15 protein-coding genes and 1 tRNA gene are annotated in these 18,111 nt (G+C 50.3%); 10 read left to right on the top strand and 6 right to left on the bottom strand.

Annotation, left to right across the window (positions count from 1 at the left end; genetic code table 11):
- Positions 1-22 precede the first annotated feature (22 nt).
- Entirely contained in the window at positions 23-1,588 is a 1,566-nt protein-coding gene (locus tag C2M29_RS02345; protein WP_105188208.1) for an AMP-binding protein, read from the top strand.
- A gap of 80 nt (positions 1,589-1,668) precedes the next feature.
- Here the strand turns inward: C2M29_RS02345 and C2M29_RS02340 are convergent, their stop codons facing one another.
- Positions 1,669-2,412 (bottom strand): class II aldolase/adducin family protein, encoded by a 744-nt coding sequence (locus C2M29_RS02340; RefSeq protein ID WP_105188207.1) that lies wholly within the window; start codon positions 2,410-2,412, stop codon positions 1,669-1,671.
- 25 nt (positions 2,413-2,437) lie between these two features.
- The gene (locus C2M29_RS02335) at positions 2,438-2,758 is read right to left on the bottom strand and encodes a DUF962 domain-containing protein (RefSeq protein WP_105188206.1); all 321 of its coding nucleotides are present in this window, start codon (positions 2,756-2,758) and stop codon (positions 2,438-2,440) included.
- Between the two features lie 199 nt (positions 2,759-2,957).
- Between C2M29_RS02335 and C2M29_RS02330 the strand changes: the two genes are divergently transcribed.
- From C2M29_RS02330 to C2M29_RS02320, 3 genes are all read left to right on the top strand, one after another.
- Entirely contained in the window at positions 2,958-3,932 is a 975-nt protein-coding gene (locus tag C2M29_RS02330; protein ID WP_158684628.1) for an AraC family transcriptional regulator, read from the top strand.
- Between the two features lie 123 nt (positions 3,933-4,055).
- The gene (gene cysE / locus C2M29_RS02325) at positions 4,056-4,871 is read left to right on the top strand and encodes a serine O-acetyltransferase (RefSeq protein WP_105188204.1); all 816 of its coding nucleotides are present in this window, start codon (positions 4,056-4,058) and stop codon (positions 4,869-4,871) included.
- Positions 4,872-4,892: 21 nt separating this feature from the next.
- Positions 4,893-5,603 (top strand): hypothetical protein, encoded by a 711-nt coding sequence (locus C2M29_RS02320; protein WP_105188203.1) that lies wholly within the window; start codon positions 4,893-4,895, stop codon positions 5,601-5,603.
- Here the strand turns inward: C2M29_RS02320 and xseA are convergent.
- The gene (xseA, locus tag C2M29_RS02315) at positions 5,566-6,924 is read right to left on the bottom strand and encodes an exodeoxyribonuclease VII large subunit (protein WP_105188202.1); all 1,359 of its coding nucleotides are present in this window, start codon (positions 6,922-6,924) and stop codon (positions 5,566-5,568) included. The two genes, C2M29_RS02320 and xseA, sit on opposite strands and share 38 nt — an antisense overlap.
- 134 nt (positions 6,925-7,058) lie before the next feature.
- On the opposite strand from xseA, the gene guaB reads away from it, so the two are divergent.
- Positions 7,059-8,528 (top strand): IMP dehydrogenase, encoded by a 1,470-nt coding sequence (guaB, locus tag C2M29_RS02310; RefSeq protein WP_105188201.1) that lies wholly within the window; start codon positions 7,059-7,061, stop codon positions 8,526-8,528.
- A gap of 109 nt (positions 8,529-8,637) precedes the next feature.
- Positions 8,638-10,215, top strand: coding sequence for a glutamine-hydrolyzing GMP synthase (gene guaA / locus C2M29_RS02305; RefSeq protein WP_105188200.1), 1,578 nt, complete (start codon positions 8,638-8,640; stop codon positions 10,213-10,215).
- A 62-nt stretch (positions 10,216-10,277) separates the two neighbouring features.
- On the opposite strand, the gene C2M29_RS02300 is transcribed toward guaA, so the two are convergent.
- Positions 10,278-11,210 (bottom strand): hypothetical protein, encoded by a 933-nt coding sequence (locus C2M29_RS02300; RefSeq protein ID WP_105188199.1) that lies wholly within the window; start codon positions 11,208-11,210, stop codon positions 10,278-10,280.
- 376 nt (positions 11,211-11,586) lie between these two features.
- Between C2M29_RS02300 and C2M29_RS02295 the strand changes: the two genes are divergently transcribed.
- The 3 genes from C2M29_RS02295 to rimI all read left to right on the top strand — a co-directional run bounded on the left by C2M29_RS02295 (position 11,587) and on the right by rimI (position 12,467).
- A tRNA-Trp gene (locus tag C2M29_RS02295) sits at positions 11,587-11,663 on the top strand.
- A gap of 62 nt (positions 11,664-11,725) precedes the next feature.
- Entirely contained in the window at positions 11,726-12,031 is a 306-nt protein-coding gene (locus tag C2M29_RS02290) for a hypothetical protein (RefSeq protein WP_105188198.1), read from the top strand.
- Positions 12,024-12,467 (top strand): ribosomal protein S18-alanine N-acetyltransferase, encoded by a 444-nt coding sequence (gene rimI, locus C2M29_RS02285; protein ID WP_105188197.1) that lies wholly within the window; start codon positions 12,024-12,026, stop codon positions 12,465-12,467. Before C2M29_RS02290 ends, rimI begins: the two co-directional genes overlap by 8 nt.
- Positions 12,468-12,590: 123 nt before the next feature.
- Here rimI and C2M29_RS02280 read toward each other — a convergent pair whose 3' ends face one another.
- A complete protein-coding gene (locus tag C2M29_RS02280) occupies positions 12,591-13,532 on the bottom strand; it encodes a phosphotransferase (RefSeq protein ID WP_105188196.1) in 942 nt (313 codons plus the stop codon).
- Positions 13,533-13,587: 55 nt separating this feature from the next.
- Positions 13,588-16,266 (bottom strand): ATP-binding protein, encoded by a 2,679-nt coding sequence (locus tag C2M29_RS02275; protein ID WP_105188195.1) that lies wholly within the window; start codon positions 16,264-16,266, stop codon positions 13,588-13,590.
- A gap of 245 nt (positions 16,267-16,511) precedes the next feature.
- Here C2M29_RS02275 and prfC point away from each other — a divergent pair, with 245 nt between their 5' ends.
- Complete coding sequence (prfC, locus tag C2M29_RS02270) at positions 16,512-18,098, top strand: peptide chain release factor 3 (protein WP_105188194.1); 1,587 nt, start codon at positions 16,512-16,514, stop codon at positions 18,096-18,098.
- Positions 18,099-18,111: the final 13 nt, after the last annotated feature.

The following is an 18,111-nucleotide window of genomic DNA, read 5'->3' as shown; positions in this document are numbered from 1 at the left end:
AGAATAAAAAGCGAGGAAACCTATGCTTGCACGATTACATGAGTATCAAAGCCTAGACCAATTTATTTCGTCCGCCTGCCACACTTATGGTGATAAAGACGCCTTTACCAGCGTGGGGAAAACCCTCACTTTTGCTCAGGTAGATACACTGGCAGAGCAATTCGCTGGCTATTTTTATGGTCAAGGGCTGCGAGCCGGGGATCGCATTGCCATTCAATTGCCTAATGTCAACCAATACCCCATTGTCGTTTATGCTGCCTTTAAATTGGGTTTAGTGGTGGTCAACACCAACCCCTTATACACGCCAAGGGAAATGCTGCACCAGTTTAATGACTCCGGAGCCAAGGCCCTGGTTATCCTGGGCGATTTGTATCCCAAACTGGATGCCATTTTGGCCGAGACGCAAATAGATCTGGTGCTTAGCACCGGCGCGGCGGATCTACTGCTTGAGAGCAGCGACCCCGTCGCCGAACACTGTGTGACCTGGCATCAGGCGCTGGCACAAGGGCAGGGTCAAGACTACCCACGCTCCACTGCGCAGCTGGATGATGTGGCGGTGCTGCAGTACACCGGCGGCACCACCGGGGTGTCCAAAGGAGCGCAGTTAACGCATAAAAATCTGATTGCCAACTCCTTGCAAACCAAGGAAGCCTTTGGTGATCGCTATGATGATGCCAGCGAGATCTTTATCTGTCCCTTGCCGCTTTATCATATCTATGCCTTTACCCTGAGCATTTTGATCAATACCGCCTCGGGTAATCACTCCGTGTTGATCCCCAATCCGCGCGATTTGGATGCCTTTGTCCGTGCCATTAAGCCGTTTCGTTTTACCTGTTTTGCCGGGATCAACACCTTGTTTGTGGGTCTGTGTGCGACCAGGGAGTTTACAGAACTGGATTTTTCCAGTTTGCGCTTAACCTTGTCCGGTGGCGCCGCTTTGACCACCACCGCCGCTAATGCTTGGGCCGAGGTGACGGGCTGCAGTATATCCGAGGGCTACGGTTTATCGGAAACCTCTCCCGTGGTTACCCTAAACCAACCGGGGCAGGAGCAAATCGGCACGGTCGGTTTACCGCTGCGCGACACCGAGGTGGCGCTTTGGGACGAGAATGACAAGGCGGTTGCCGACGGCGAAAGCGGACAAATTGTGGTGCGTGGCCCACAGGTTATGAAGGGCTACTGGAATCGCCCCGAAGACAGCGCCAAGGCGTTAACCGCCGACGGCTACTTTAAAACCGGTGACGTCGGCATTCGTTTGGCGAGTGGTGCCATAAAGGTGGTTGATCGCCTTAAGGACATGATCATCGTCTCTGGTTTTAATGTCTATCCGAACGAGGTCGAGGACGTGCTGGTGAGTCACCCAGCGGTGTTTGAGGCGGCCGTGGTCGGTAAGGCCGATGAGCGCACCGGCGAAGCGGTGCATGCGTTTATCACCGTAAAGCAAGACGTCGATGAGCGGGAGTTGCAGGCATTTTGCCGAGAGCAGCTCACCAACTACAAGGTACCCAAGCATATTCATATCTTAAAGGAGCTGCCTAAATCCACCGTGGGCAAAATCCTGCGTCGGGAACTCAGAGACGACGTTTAATGGCGACTCTAGCTCATAATAAAGGAAGCCCCAAATGATGGGGCTTTTTTATTAACGATTATTGAAGGCCTGGCGAATGGTTAGCTATCATAGCCGGGATTGTTGGCATCAAGCAGGCGTAATAACGCCGGCCAGGCCAAGGCACCGCCCAGGCCTTTAGTGACCGCCTGAGTTTGCCCTTCAATGCCATCGATAATTGGTTGTGGCACATGAATCAGTTGCTCTGGATCTTGGTTGGTACGTGCCTGTATGGCGCAGGCCGATTCCAGGGCATACATAAATAAGAAGGCGTCTGCCACCGTCGCCCCCGTCGTCAACAGGCCATGGTTACGTAGGATCAGAAAGTTGTTGTCCTGCAAGTCTGCAACCAGGCGCGCTTTTTCCTCCGGGTTAAGGGCGATGCCTTCATAGTCGTGATAGCTCAAGCCGCTGTGCACCACCACCGCCTGTTGCGAGATGGGCAATAGCCCGTGCTTGCATGCCGACACCGCTACGCCATTGGCGGTATGAGTGTGAATAATGCAATGGGCGTCGTCGCGGGCTTCATGGATGCAACTGTGAATGGTAAAGCCTGCGGGGTTCACCGGGTAGTCGCTGTGATGCAACTTATTGCACTGTTGGTCGACGCGGATCAGCGATGAGGCGGTGATCTCATGAAACATCATGCCATAGGGATTAATTAGGAATTGATCCTGGGTACCCGGGACACGCATGGATATATGAGTGAAAATTAAATCATCCCAGCCGAAGTGGGCGATCAATCGATAAGCCGCGGCGAGTTCAACCCGCGCTTGCCATTCTTGGGGTGAAACCTGATCTTTCATTATTACTCCTTATTAACAGGGCCTTTTACCAAGGAACCTTACGGGTGATGATGTCTTTAAACATGACCCAGTCGCCGAGAAAGCTGTAAAACGGGTAGGTGAAGGTGGCCGGTTTGTTTTTTTCAAAAAAGAAATGACCAACCCAGGCAAAGCCATAGCCGATAAGCGGCATTGACCACAACCATATATAATGGCCGCTGATAAGAGCCGCAACCAGGACGGTGAGTACCAAGGTACTGCCAAGCACATGTAAGCGTCGGCATACTTTGTTTTTATGCTCCTGCAGGTAATAAGGATAAAACTCCTTAAAGCTGCTAAAGCCGTCTTTATCTGAGACATGGCCCATGGGTGTTCTCCTGTTGAGTTAATAACCTGCGTGCCAGTTGATCATAATTGTTATAGTCAGCCGCCAAAGGGTGTTGCACCTTATCAGCACACTTATTAACAATATGCTGGAAATTCGCACTGCGCTTGCTATTGTGGGCCTAATAATTGATTTTTTAGGTCAAGCAATGCGGACAATTTCATCATGGTGGGTCAGTGCTATGGCCGAAACCTTTAAGTGGCATGGTTTGCCTATTACCACCTTGTTCAATGACGCTAATATCGCCCTTGATTCCCTAACGGTGAAGGACAGCCGTTATCCACAAAGTAATGTCAGCATTTTGTGGGGTGAAGCGCAAAGGGCCATGGAACAAAAAGGCGAGCACATTAACCTGGGTATTGCCGTTGGTGGCAGCATGACTGTGAGGGCCATTCCTGTCATAGGTTTAACCTTACTAAAACAAGGCAGTGTCCTGAGTGCCTTTAAATTGATCTTGCGTTATCAAAAGCTGATAGGCGATACCACCAATGCCCAGCTTATCGAGCAGCAACCGGGACAGGCGCTGCTGCGCTTTCATTTTGCCTCCAATACCTGTGCTATCGGCACGCAGAGCTATGAAGCGGCGATGGCATTTTGCGTCAAAATTGCCCGCACCGTGGCTGGCAAGCAGTGGCGGCCGAATCGTGTAAGTGTGCAGCGTCGGGAGCCCTGCGAACAACTTGAGCGGTACTTTAACTGTGCCGTCGAATATGGTGCGCCCAGCCATGAAATACAATTTCAGGCCGATGTCCAGGGTGCAAGCTTAGAGCTGCAACAAGGGGTTATGGCTCAAAAGCACAAGGCCATCAGCCAGGTGTTGACACTCTTACTAGAGCAACAGCTGGCTAGCGGTGAACTGAGCTGTAAAAGCATGGCGCAGAGGCTAAGCATGAGCGAGAAGACTCTGCAGCGGCGTCTGAGCGCAGAAGGCACCAGCTATCGCACCGTGCTCGATACTCTGCGGCAGGAAAAAAGCTGTGCGCTATTACGGGAGTCGACGTTAAGCCTCAGTGAAATTGCCTACCTGTGCGGTTACAGCGAGCTCAGTGCCTTTCATCATGCCTTTAAACGTTGGTTTGCCGTCTCGCCGAGTCAGTATCGTCATGACAAAGCCTTTCTCTGTGCCCCTCAAGAGGAAATAATTTATGACGCGTAAACAGGCGGATGAATAATTTAGTTATATCTAATAACCAGCGCGCCGATTTCGGGGATAGCGCGTTTACCGCCAGATCCGTTACACTTATAGCAATAAGCCGTTAGTTAATACTAGGAAACCGCCATGCGTCATGAGATTTGGCAGCAGCTAAGAGAAGAAGCGAATCAAGTCGTTACCAAAGAGCCCTTGTTGGCATCCCACGTTTATTCTTGCGTGCTTAATCATGATTGTTTGGGCTCGGCGCTCAGCTTTATTGTTGCCAACAAGCTGGCAGACGCCGTGGTCTCAGCCTTTACCATTCGCGAGCTATTTGATCAGGCCTTTGTGGAATGCGATGCCTTGTTGACCCATGTGGCTCACGATATTAAAGCGGTGCGTGACCGCGACCCGGCGGTGGACACCTATTTGATGGTGATTTTAAACCTCAAGGGTTTCCATGCCATTCAGGCGCACCGTTTAGCTCATTGCCTATGGCTTCAAGGCCGTAAAGAGCTGGCACGCTTCATCCAAAGCCGCAGCTCGGAAGTGTTTGGCGTTGATATTCACCCGGCTTGTAAGGTCGGTCACGGCATCATGTTCGACCATGCCACAGGTATTGTCGTCGGTGAAACGGCAGTGATTGAAGACAATGTCTCTATTTTGCAGTCAGTGACCTTAGGTGGTACGGGTAATGAGTCTGGCGACCGTCACCCGAAAATCCGTGCCGGCGTGTTAATTGGTGCCGGTGCCAAAGTGCTGGGTAATATTGAGGTCGGCGAGGGCGCCCGTATTGGTGCCGGCTCCGTGGTGCTCAGCCCTGTGCCCGCACACACCACCGCGGTTGGCGTGCCTGCTAAAGTGGTGGGCCGTCCGGATTGTGCTTGTCCGGCCGAGTCTATGAATCAGAACTTTTTGGATGACGAACCGGAAAATAAATCCCATACTAGTGCCATGCTCTAAAACTGAACAGCAGGGAAAAGTATGGCAAAAAATCAATTGGTTATGGCCGTCTCAGCGGCCTTTTTTGTGGGGTTGGGAAGCGGTTATGTGCTGTTTGCCGACACCGAACAAGCAATGATATCGACCGCATCTAAGATCGCTCCTTCCCAGAGCGCAGTGCTATCTCCCACCGCCGCTCCCGCTTTCGTGGTTGAAAGCGACACCCCCGACAGTAACCAGGAGCTTCTGGCCGAACCACTTCTGGCCGAACCACTCCTCGACGAGTCACCGACTACCCTTGCCGAGATTACTGAACCTGAAAATGGGGGGCAGAGCTTGGAAGAAACGGCGCAATTAGCACAGCAACTGGCCCAGGCAAAGCAAGAGATAAAAGTGCTACAGCGCGCCCTAAAAGGGCCCGAGGAAATGGAATCCCAACTGCAGCAGCTGTTTGAACAGGAAGCCCGCGATGAAAGTTGGGCCTACCTGACGGAGACCCAAACCAGTGATTTTGTTTTCAGTGAAGGCTTTGCCGACAAGGTAGCCCTAGATAAGGTGCAATGTAAAAGTACCGTGTGTCGTATTGAGTTCTCCGCCTTGGAGGGCGTAACACTCGACCCGCGCACCGACTGGCGCCAGCTGCAATCACGTCTTGACAAGCAGCCCTGGTGGCGCCAATTCCAACGCACCAGCGCAGTGAGCTCCGATGGCTCCCTTAGCTTTTGGGTTGAACGCAAACCACCTGAGTCATAATTTCCCCATCGGCAACCACGGTTGTTAATTGCTGCTGTGGTTGCACCTGAGTCACCGATTTGACAATGCCTTGTTCACTTTTAGTTATGCTGTAACCTCGGGCTAATACCGCCAGCGGGCTGATGCTATCGAGTCTGGCCGCCAGTTGCGCAAGCTGAGATTGTGCCTGATAGAGCTGCTCTTTTTGTACCGCCACCAAGCGCGTAGATAACTGTTGCAACTGGTATTTCGCTGCTGCCACCTGAGTACCCGGGTTGGTGCGCTGCATCCGCATATTCAGCTGGTTTAAATGTCCCCGCTGGTGGCTTAAACGCCCTTCCATGGCGTGGTGCAGGCGCATTTGCAGCTCATCTAAACGTTGTTGCTGCTGCATCAATTGATTGGCCGGGTGTTGTTGCGACAGACGGCTTTGCAGCCGTTGCAGTTGCTGTGCGCGGTCATGCAGCAGGTGACGCCAGGCACTGTAAAGGCGCTGTTTTTGGTGATGTATGGATTGCTTGAGCTGTATGCTATCGGGGCTTACCAGCTCCGCCGCCGCCGAAGGCGTGGCAGCGCGAATATCGGCAACAAAGTCGCTGATGGTGGTGTCGATTTCATGGCCAACGGCGCTGATCACCGGCAATTGGCTGTTAAAAATGGCATGAGCCAGGTGTTCGTTATTAAAACACCAGAGGTCTTCCAAACTACCGCCGCCGCGACCGACGATCAGTACATCCACCTCGTTGCGGGCGTTGGCCAGTTGCAGTTTGTCGATGATCCCCTGATGGGCGGTGTCGCCTTGCACCTGACAGGGATAAATCACCACTTCTAACTGCGGTGCCCGGCGTTTTAATACGGTTAAGATGTCCTTGATGGCGGCGCCGGTCGAGGAGGTGATCACCCCGACTTTATTTATGGTACCGGGCAGGGGCTTCTTATGGGCGGAGTTAAACAGGCCTTGTGCTGCCAAGCGCATTTTCAAGGCCTCAAACTCTTGTTTTAAGGCGCCTTCACCGGCGGCTTCCATATGCTCAACGATAACCTGGTAGTCGCCACGGGGTTCATACAAGGAGACCCGGGCCTGCACCTGAACCTGGTCGCCGTCTTTGGGGCGGAACTTGGCGTAACGGTTATTACCGCGCCACATGGCGGCGCGTACCTGCGACTTGTCGTCTTTTAAAGAAAAGTACCAATGTCCGGAGGCGGGGGCGACAAAGTTAGAAATTTCACCGGTGAGCACAATCGAGGCAAAGCCACGCTCCAAAATAGTACGGATCTCACGGTTAAGTCGTGATACCGTATAAACGCTCTGCTTAGCGGCGGAATTTGATTGTGAATACATAGTGATAACACGCCTTGTAAAAACTTGGAGCAGTTTATCATAAATAAAGCGCAAATTTTATTTTACTCGCCTGCACATCGCTGATAAAATGCCGCCGCAACTCCACCCAATCACCAATTCGTGAGAAGTTGCCAATGCTTAGGATCGCTAAAGAAGCTCTTACCTTTGACGACGTACTATTAGTACCTGGTCATTCTACTGTTTTACCGCACACAGCGGACCTTACCACACGCCTTACGCGCGGCATATCGCTGAACCTTCCGCTTGTTTCTGCATCTATGGATACAGTAACCGAAGCGCGTTTAGCCATCGCCCTAGCACAAGAAGGCGGTTTGGGCTTTATCCACAAAAACATGACCATCGCTGAGCAAGCAGCGAATGTTCGTAAGGTAAAAACTTACGAAGCGGGCATTGTTTCTCAGCCTGTCACTGTGCCAGCCGATTTAACCATCGCCGAAGCCGTTGCTCTAGCTGAAGAAAAAGGCTTCTCAGGTTTCCCTGTAACCGACGCCGAGAATAACCTTGAAGGTATCGTTACCAGCCGTGACATGCGTTTTGAAACCAAGCTAGAACAGCCTGTTTCAAGCGTAATGACCAAAAAAGACAAGTTGGTTACCGTTAAAGAAAACGCCAGCCGCGAAGAAATTCTTGGTCTAATGCACGAAAATCGCATCGAAAAGATCTTAGTCGTTGATGACGCCTTTAAACTAAAAGGCATGATCACGGTGAAGGACTACCAAAAAGCGATGGACAAGCCAAATGCATGTAAAGACGAGCAAGGTCGTCTGCGTGTAGGTGCAGCCGTAGGTGTTGGTGCCGGTACCGACGAGCGTATTGCAGCGCTGGTTGAAGCGGGCGTGGACGTACTACTTATCGATACTTCACACGGTCACTCTCAAGGCGTTATCGATCGCGTGAAAGCCACTCGTGAAGCCTTCCCTGAACTACAAATCGTTGCCGGTAACGTAGCGACCGCCGAAGGTGCGATTGCCCTAGCTGACGCCGGTGTTGATGCGGTTAAAGTCGGTATCGGCCCAGGTTCTATCTGTACTACTCGTATCGTAACCGGTTGTGGTGTTCCACAAATCACCGCGATTTCTGATGCGGTTGAAGGCCTAAAAGGTCGTGACATTCCGGTTATCGCCGACGGTGGTATCCGTTTCTCTGGTGATATCGCTAAAGCACTTGTTGCTGGTGCATCATGTGTCATGGTGGGCTCAATGCTTGCCGGTACCGAAGAATCACCGGGCGAAGTTGAACTTTATCAAGGTCGTTACTATAAGTCATACCGTGGTATGGGTAGCTTGGGTGCGATGAACCAGAAAGAAGGTTCTTCTGATCGTTACTTCCAAACATCAAAAGAAGCCGAGAAGCTGGTTCCTGAAGGTATCGAAGGCCGTGTTGCTTACAAGGGCCCAATCGCCACCATTATTCACCAGCAAATGGGCGGTTTGCGCAGCGCCATGGGCTTAACGGGTTCAGCAACCATTGCCGAGCTTAATACTAAGCCGCAGTTTGTGCGCGTTACCGCAGCCGGTATGGGTGAGTCGCACGTACACGATGTGCAAATCACCAAAGAAGCGCCGAACTATCGTCTGGGCTAATCGCCAAGATAGACGAAAACAGGGCTAGCAAGTGCTAGCCCTTACTAATTTCTGATTAGCGAATTAACAATGCGCTAATCCAATTTCATTTAATTTAGATGAGATCGCAATGAGCAAAGATATCCATGACTCCCGTATATTGATCCTTGACTTTGGTTCACAGTACACGCAATTAATCGCCCGTCGTGTGCGTGAAATTGGTGTTTATTGTGAGCTGTGGGCTTGGGATGTAACGGAGGAGCAAATCCGTGAATTCAACCCACAAGGTATCATTCTATCTGGTGGCCCAGAGTCAACGGTAGAGCAGGGCAGCCCACGTGCGCCTGATTACGTATTCGAAGCGGGTGTGCCGGTTCTTGGCGTATGTTACGGCATGCAAACCATGGCCATGCAGCTGGGCGGTAAGGTACATGGCTCTGATAAGAAAGAGTTTGGTTACGCGCAAGTTGAAAAAGTGGGTAACTGTGCACTATTCGAAGCGATTGAAGATCACCTGGGTGAGAACGGCGCTGGTTTATTGGATGTATGGATGAGCCACGGCGACAAGGTTGAAGCCATTCCACCTCAGTTTGCCACCACGGCAAAAACCGACACCTGTCCACATGCGGCCATGTCTTGGGAAGAAAAGCGCTTCTATGGCGTTCAGTTCCACCCGGAAGTAACGCACACGCTACAAGGCCAGCGCCTGCTAGAGCGCTTTGTGGTTGATATCTGTGGCTGTGACAAGCTATGGACTCCGGCGCAAATTATCGAAGATGCGATCGCTCGTATTAAAGAAAAAGTCGGTGACGACGAAGTAATTCTTGGTCTTTCTGGTGGTGTTGATTCATCGGTTGTGGCCATGCTTATTCACAGAGCGATTGGCGACAAACTGACCTGTGTATTCGTAGACAACGGCCTACTGCGTTTAAATGAAGGCCAGCAGGTAATGGACATGTTCGGTGACCACTTCGGCCTGAACATAGTGAAGGTTGACGCCGAAGAGCGCTTCTTGAAAGCCCTTGAAGGCATTGATGAGCCAGAAGCTAAGCGTAAGGCCATCGGCCACACCTTTATCGAAGTATTCGACGAAGAAGCAGGTAAGCGCGTAAACGCAAAATGGCTTGCTCAGGGTACCATCTACCCAGACGTAATCGAGTCTGCGGCGTCTGCTACGGGTAAGGCACACGTGATCAAGTCTCACCACAATGTGGGCGGTCTTCCTGAAGATATGGAGATGGGTCTGGTTGAGCCACTGCGTGAGCTGTTCAAAGACGAGGTACGTAAGATTGGTCTTGAGCTTGGCCTGCCTTACGACATGCTTTATCGCCACCCATTCCCGGGTCCGGGTCTAGGTGTACGTGTACTGGGTGAAATCAAGAAAGAGTACTGTGATCTACTGCGCCGTGCCGATGCGATTTTCATCGAAGAGCTACACAATGCCGACCTTTACCACAAGGTAAGCCAGGCATTCACCGTGTTCTTACCGGTACGTTCGGTAGGTGTAATGGGTGATGCCCGTAAATACGACTGGGTTGTAAGCCTACGTTGTGTTGAAACCATCGACTTTATGACGGCGCGTTGGTCACACCTACCCTATGACTTCCTAGGTAAGGTTTCAAACCGTATCATCAACGAAATCGACGGTATTTCTCGCGTGGTTTACGATATCTCAGGTAAGCCACCTGCGACTATCGAGTGGGAATAATTCCCACGTATCTCATGATGAGATAAGCACATTAAAAAAGGGCTGGTAACAGCCCTTTTTTGTTATTCGAAATGAATGCCGGTGATATCGTATTCCTTGATATAGCGTTTGCCGTGCACATCGCTAAAGTAAAACTCCATCTCTACCCGTTTGCTTAACGCCCCATTGTGCTCAAGAATGTCGATGAGATAGTAGTCGACGCTAGGCTGATTGATGTTTTCATAGCGCCTATGTTGGGTGACCTTGAACTTGGTGGGGTGGCCAATTTTATCGAAGTAAGCGAACAGGGTTTGCAGCCCTCGCTTGTAAATATCCTTGTTCTTCTGCGATGCCTTGGGGTCGCGATATTTTAATAATGGCGCCGAGCGCTTGCTGTTTACTGCGCTGATAAAGTCTTTAATGATCTCTTCATGAGGGGTCACCTTGGTGGCCTGCGTTTCCTTCACCGCTTTCTTTAATTTTTCCGACAAGGGGTAAATATTTGCCAGGTATGCTTGGTAGTCGGTCGCAGGGCTGGTGTAGCTGAAATAGTGCGGCAGGCCTTTATCATATTCGGCCTTTAATTTTTTATAGCCCTCGGGAATTTGCTGCGAATAGGACGAGAAGAAATTGTATCCGGCCTTGTGATCGAGATGATAAAAATCGCTCTCATCAACCAGTTTTGAAAAAAGCAGGGTATTAAAGTCTAAAAAGTTTTTTTGGTTGCTAAAAACAAAGACATCACTGATCCACACCTGTTCGTCTTTTTTGATGCTGAGGGTGAATTCGTAAAAGACCTTGTCTTCTTCGGGCTTAAAGGTGAGGCGCTTCTTATTCACCTCATGGCTTTTATCGCTGAGAATACTCTCGCTAAGCGACAACTGGTATTGCTCACCGAGTGCCAAAATTTCATCCGCGACCTCAATATTTAGGTAATTCTTTGCCAGGGTCGGCGTGCTTGCCAGCAGGGCGAGGGTGGTACACAGGGGCACTAGCCAGCGGTTGGTTTTATTCATCTTAACGTCCTTATTAGCTTGTTAGCGCCTTGGCCATAGTCATGCCAAGAAAGCGCTATCCATTTGATTTCTATTGGCATCCGTTTCAATGCCAAAGAGGCCGTTAAGGAAAATAGCAAGGCGCATATTAGGGTGTCAATCTGCTTGTACCTATATTTTTTCGTCAGTTTAGTGCGAGTAAAAAGGCGGCAGTTAGGAGGGGGTAGGGGGTCTGTAAAGAACCGTAACAAAACGGATGTTACGCAAAATCTTACGTTATCATGCCGGATAATAGATGGTTTTTTCATCGTTTGTTTATTTTCATAGCAGTTGAACGGGTACGGCGATATTTTTTCTTTACCTTTATAAAAACCTCATTATAATGCGTCGACATTGCAGGGGCGTAGTTCCAATTGGTAGAACAGCGGTCTCCAAAACCGACGGTTGGGAGTTCGAATCTCTCCGCCCCTGCCACTTCTTTCCTTAGCGTCTTTACGCTACACTGGCAGCCGCCAAATGCAGTTATTAATTTCCCTATGCAATCACAGTTAGCCGATATTTTTGCTATACAGCCGGTGCGTTTACGCGCAGCTTACCGAGCGCATGACACACAGCCTCTTGATGGTGAACAGGTCCAAGGTTCACAACCCTTGTCTGGCCCCTTGGCCGAGGATATTTTGCGTCTGCTTCCCGCAGGGAGCGAGGTGCACCTGGGTGATGTGGACACACCACAATTGCAGGGTAATCGCGTGTACCTTCCCGGCACCGATTTGTCCGTGGCACACAAACAGGCCTTGTGGCAGCAATTGTGTGAGTGTGAACAGGTGTTAATCGATGCATAGACTGGCGCCTTTGGGCGAACAGCACCTGGCGGACATGATGGTTATTGAGCGAGCCTGTCACAGCCATCCTTGGAGCGAGAAGCTGATGCGCTCTTGTATGTCCGGACGCTATTTTTGCACTGGAGTCTTCAGTGATAACACGCTCTTGGGCTTTTATGTCGCCGAGCAAGCTGGCCCCGATATTACCTTGGTGGATATTTGCGTTGCGCCGAGCCACCAAGGGCAGGGCTTGGGCAAGGTGTTGATGCAATCGCTCATTAAGGACTCGACTGCGCGTAATGCCGAGTTGATGTTTTTAGAAGTGCGTGAAAGCAATGCCGCCGCCATCGCCCTGTATGAAGGCTATGGCTTTATCACTAACGGTGTGCGCAAGAAATACTATCCCGATGGCGAAGATGCCTTGTTAATGATGAAACCTTTGATGGGTGATGATTAGTCATCCAGTATCCGTTAACAATAGCTTTGCCTCGCTTGCCCTCATCCTTGGTTTGATGCATTACTATCGTTGCGCCTAGGTGATTAGGTGCTTGCAGGATAGCTCCTCGTTTTCGTTTTTATTTTAACTTTTGGCAAGAAGCCTGTTAAAAGCATTCAAAAAAGCCTGTTCTAAATCCACCATTTGCTCAGAGCTAAGGGCTTTTTTCATGGATGCATAGGATATTGCTTGGTGTGCATAGCAAACCAACTCGGCTTTATCCCAGGCGTCTCGTAGCCTTGCATAGTCGGCTAAATCAGACCATTGTGACAAATAGGCGTTGACTATCTCTTCCTTGTTTTCACCTTCGGGCATTCTATAAATGTAAGTACCGTCGATGAAGGGATGACTTATACAGGCGTCACTCCAGTCGAAAAAAATAAACTTATCATTTACTTGGGCAATATTCTCGATGTGCAGATCACCATGCACAAGCGTATCGGGCAGATCAAAGCTTTCTAATTTTTCAACCGCCAGTTTTACCTTGAGTACTATCCCATCCTTGTTAATTCTGAAGTCATCTGCAAGGTCTTGTGTTATCTCACTATCATTTAATGCGTCACTTAATTGCTCTGGAAGATCAGCTATCCGTCTAAGTAAACAACCACTTTGCAGCAGCTCATCGAGGTGCTTGGTAGAGTGTCGTTGCAGCCTGGCTAGGCGTTGAAAAGCTTTTGACCATAAGCTGTTATCTGCATCTTCGGGTAGCCCCCCGCCAAAGTCTCTAGTTATCATCCACTGCTGCTCGCTTGAGCTGCATATAGTTTGAGGCACATATTCAGGCATCAGTTCTGAAAGCTTTGCACACAGCTGGGACTCATTAGAAAACATAGGTAGAAAAGCCGCTGCCTTGAAAAAGCACAGACCCTCGTTGGTATTTTGCTTAAAGATTTGGCCTAGGGCCCAGCCGGAAACCTTTTGTAGTTTACCTAATGGCTCAAGGCCAAGCTTTGCAAGGTTCTGATTTGTCCACGACTGCACCCGTTCAAGCCATTCAGGCGAGTCCCAATTTAAAAACGTGTCCATAGTTTATCGTTCTCGTTATGTAATTTTATTTTTTAGCTACTGTGTGGCAAGTGACTTAAGAGAGTCTCTTAGGCGTTTGGGCTTGTGGTTGTAAAACAAAGCGGATGGCGTGTTCAAGCTTAAGCACGGGGTATTCGTGGTGCTCACACTCGCCGTTGCGCAGCGATAGCTCGAGCTCGCTGGCGGCATCGGCCACGGCGTTAAAGCCAAAGCAGCTGGCACTGCCCTTAATGCTGTGGGCAATTGCCTGCAACTGCTCCCACTCCTTGGCCTTCTGGTGAGCCAAGACCTGCTCAAGGTAGTCGGGGAGTTTTTGCTTGTAGTTTTCATTGATCTGTAAAAAGCGCTCGCTTTTAAGTATGTCATCCCACTTGGAATTGGCTTCCTGCTGCAAGCTTAAATAGGTAGCCAGGGTATGTTCGAGCTGCTCCTTGTCGATGGGTTTGGCCAGCGCCTTGTCACAGCCCGCCTCTAAATAACGTTCAATATCGTGTTTCATCACGTTGGCGGTCAGGGCAATGATGGGCCCATCGTAGGCAGCATGGCGCAGCATTTGCGTGGCTTCTTCACCACCCATTACCGGCATCTGCATATCCATTAAGATCAACTGGTAATCTTTGACCAGGGCCTTTTCTACCGCTTCGGCGCCGTTATTGGCAAAGTCTGGAGTGATCCCCCAGCGCTCCAACAATAAGGAGATAAGCGCCTGGTTGTCCTGGTTATCCTCAGCCACCAGAATCTCACCGTCAAACTGCTGCCAGCTTAAGGTTGGTATTGGTTCTTTCACTGGTTGCATTTCTTCGGTGCCATGATAGAAGTCTTGGGCTTCATACACCTGGTTACAGTTGATCTGTACGGTAAAGCGACTACCAATACCTTGTTGGCTATGAGCACGGACATCACCACCTAATAATTGCGCCAGGTTTTTAGCAATACACAGGCCCAGGCCGCTGCCGCCAAAGCGACGTGTGGTGGTGGTGTCGGCCTGCTCGAAGGGTTTAAAAATACGGGTCAGTTCCTGATCCGAGATGCCTATGCCGGTGTCGCTGACCACACACTCAAGCACATCGTCGTGGTAACTGACATCCAGATGGACCTGGCCTTTGGCGGTAAACTTCACCGCATTGGTGAGGATATTGAGCAGGATCTGCTTAATGCGGGTTTGGTCGCTGTTAATGTATTTAGGTAAGGGGAACTGGTAGTTAATGGCAAACCCCAGTTGTTTTTGTTGCGCCTGAGGTTCGACGATGGAGTTCAAGTCGTCAAACAGCTCAAACAGTGACACCGGCTCGCGGTTAACGGCCAGCTTTTCCGCCTCAATTTTCGATAGATCCAAGATGTTGTTGATCAGTTCCAGCAGGTGGCGTGAGTTGCGCAGCACGGTGGCGAGCTGATGTTGCACCTTGTCATCGTCTACCTGGTTGTTTTCCAGCAGCTGCTCGGTAAAACCCATGATGGCGGTTAAGGGTGTGCGAATTTCATGGCTCATATTGGCCAAAAAGCGGCTTTTTAACTGGTTGGCCTGCTCCGCCTGCTCAATGGCCAGCTCCAATGCCTTGTTGGTTTTTTCTAGCTCCAGGGTGCGTTCCTCAACCCTCTGTTCCAAGGTGTCTTTATATTCCTTGAGCTCGCCCTGAGTGCGATAAATCTTGTTCACCATGTTGTTAAAGTCGCTAAACAACTGGCCAACCTCATCGGTGCGCTTGTCATCAAGGCGCACGGCCAGATCGTTGGCGCCGACGCGGTGACTGGCGGCTCCCAGTTGCTCTATGGGATTGAGCAGTAAATTACGTACCACGATAAAGATTAACACGGGCAGGGTGACGATGGAGATCAGCACGATCAGCGCGGTGATGAGACTGATCACCTTACCGGCCTGATAGAGCATTTTTTTAGGAATGCTGGTAACGAAATAGTGGCCGTCGGGCATTTGCACACCGTAGAGCATGCGTTCAGTGTTATCGACGCTTTCCAGCACAATTTCATTAAGACGGCCATTGTCGGCCCAGAGATCTATGGCTTCTAAATCCTGCTCGCTGAGCGTCTTACCCAGCAGCGCATGGTTGGAACTAAACAGCACCTTGCCTTGCTCGGTCAGCAATAAATTCAAGGTGTTATTGTAGGGAGCCTCTAAAATTGCAGTATTTAGCACGGTCGGCTGCACCCGCACTATGATATGGCCAAGCAGTACCGGACGCTCCAGGTGGTAGTCCGGGGCAAACACTTTTTGCGCAAAGTAGAGGGTGGTTTCGCCATTGTCTTCTTGCACCATAAATTGTTGGCGACGCAAAGAGCTGGTAAGCAACTGCTCGAAAAAGGGGTATTGCTGTGGTGCACTTTGCAGCGTGGTGGAAAAATAGGCGTAACTTTTTTGCGTACTGGAGACAAAGTTAATACTGAGAATATCTGGATAGGCCTCGGTATAACTGCTAAAGACGTCGAGCAGCGCACCCAAGTGGGCGGTGTAATAGGTGTTGGGGCGGTCAATCTGGTGTAAAAAGTTTTGCAATACCGGCGAGGTGCTCAGCAGCTCTGTGGTGGAATGGTAGACATTGAGCGAGTGAAACACCTTGTTTTGTTGCTGTTCAACAAAGCGGCTGACAATCAATTGCGCCTGTTGCTCCGAGGAGCTGGTGACGTTGGTGAGGGTAAAGCCACCTAAAAACAGCAAGGGCAAGATCACCACCGGGGTGATGTACCACAATAAGCGAATGCTTAGCTTGCTCGTCTTCATGGTGTGCGCCTCCTTGCAACGTCTTAAAATGGCCTGAGCGCGTTATGGTAAACACCACAACAAAAAAATTATACAAAATGCTCAGTAATAATACACATAGGTGGGCCATGAAGTCACTTTTACTTGTATTCGGCGCTTTTGTGCACACCCTAAAGTCGGTATAATCTCGGGCATTAATGTCTTTAAAATTTAATTGCGACTTAACCGCCTCGTTGTGGTTGGGTCGACAGCTCATAAGTGACCGCATGTCAGAATTAATACAGCAAATTAATAAGCGTCGCACCTTTGCGATCATCTCTCACCCGGATGCGGGTAAAACAACCATCACCGAGAAGGTACTCCTATTCGGTCAGGCCATTCAAAAGGCCGGTACGGTCAAGGGCCGTGGCTCCAACCAGCATGCTAAATCGGACTGGATGGAAATGGAAAAAGAGCGTGGTATCTCGGTCACCACCTCGGTGATGCAGTTTCCTTACAATGAGCGCTTAGTTAACCTGCTGGACACCCCGGGACACGAAGACTTCTCGGAAGATACCTACCGTACCCTGACCGCCGTTGACTCCTGTTTGATGGTGATCGATGCCGCCAAGGGTGTAGAGGATCGAACGCGTAAGCTAATGGAAGTAACCCGATTGCGTGATACGCCGATCGTCACCTTTATGAACAAATTGGACCGCGATATTCGCGACCCAATGGAGTTGCTTGATGAGGTGGAAACCGAGCTTAACATCATGTGTGCGCCCATCACCTGGCCTATCGGCTGTGGTAAAGAGTTTAAAGGTGTGTATCACCTGCATCGTGATGAAACCATTTTGTATCAAACCGGCCAAGGCCACACAATTCAAGACGTGCGTACCATCAAGGGCCTGGATAATAGCGAGTTGGATGAAGCGGTAGGCGAGAGTCTGGCGGAGCAACTGCGTGAAGAAATCGAGCTAGTACAAGGGGCATCAAACGAATTTGACCTTGAGATGTTCCTTAGCGGTGACCTAACACCGGTTTACTTTGGTACCGCCCTGGGTAACTTCGGCGTTGACCATATGCTGGATGGCCTCACCGAGTGGGCGCCGGCACCTATGCCGCGTCAAACCGATGACGAGCGCCAAGTCAGCGCCGAGGATGACAAGTTCTCCGGCTTCGTCTTTAAAATTCAGGCCAACATGGACCCGAAACACCGCGACCGCATCGCCTTTATGCGTATTGTGTCTGGTAAATACACCCAAGGCATGAAGATGAATCATGTACGTTTGGGCAAGCAGGTGAGCATCTCCGATGCGGTCACCTTTATGGCCGGTGACCGTGAGCGTGCGCAAGATGCCTACGCCGGTGACATCATTGGTCTGCACAACCATGGCACCATTCAGATTGGTGATACCTTCACCGACGGTGAAAAACTAAAATTCAGCGGTATTCCAAACTTTGCGCCGGAACTTTTCCGCCGTATTCGTTTGAAAGATCCACTCAAGCAAAAGCAATTGCTTAAGGGACTGGTACAGCTTTCTGAAGAAGGCGCGGTACAGGTTTTCCGCCCGCTTATTAACAACGACTTGATTGTAGGCGCGGTTGGTGTGCTGCAGTTCGACGTGGTTGTAGCGCGCTTGAAAGCGGAATACAAGGTGGATGCCATTTATGAGAGCGTCAATGTTAATACCGCACGCTGGGTTTCTTGCGATGACGTGAAAAAGTTTGAAGAATTCAAACGCAAGTGTGAAGCGAACCTGGCACTCGATGGCGGGGATAACCTCACCTACATAGCGCCAACCCGTGTAAACTTAAATCTGTCGATGGAACGTTATCCTGAAGTGAGCTTCAGTGAGACCCGTGAACACTAATCGCCCCTAATTT

Source organism: Pseudoalteromonas sp. T1lg48, assembly GCF_002964785.1.
In the GTDB taxonomy this organism is placed as follows: domain Bacteria; phylum Pseudomonadota; class Gammaproteobacteria; order Enterobacterales; family Alteromonadaceae; genus Pseudoalteromonas.
Note: the sequence above shows the minus strand (reverse complement) of the source record. Positions and strands in the feature narration are given on the sequence as shown.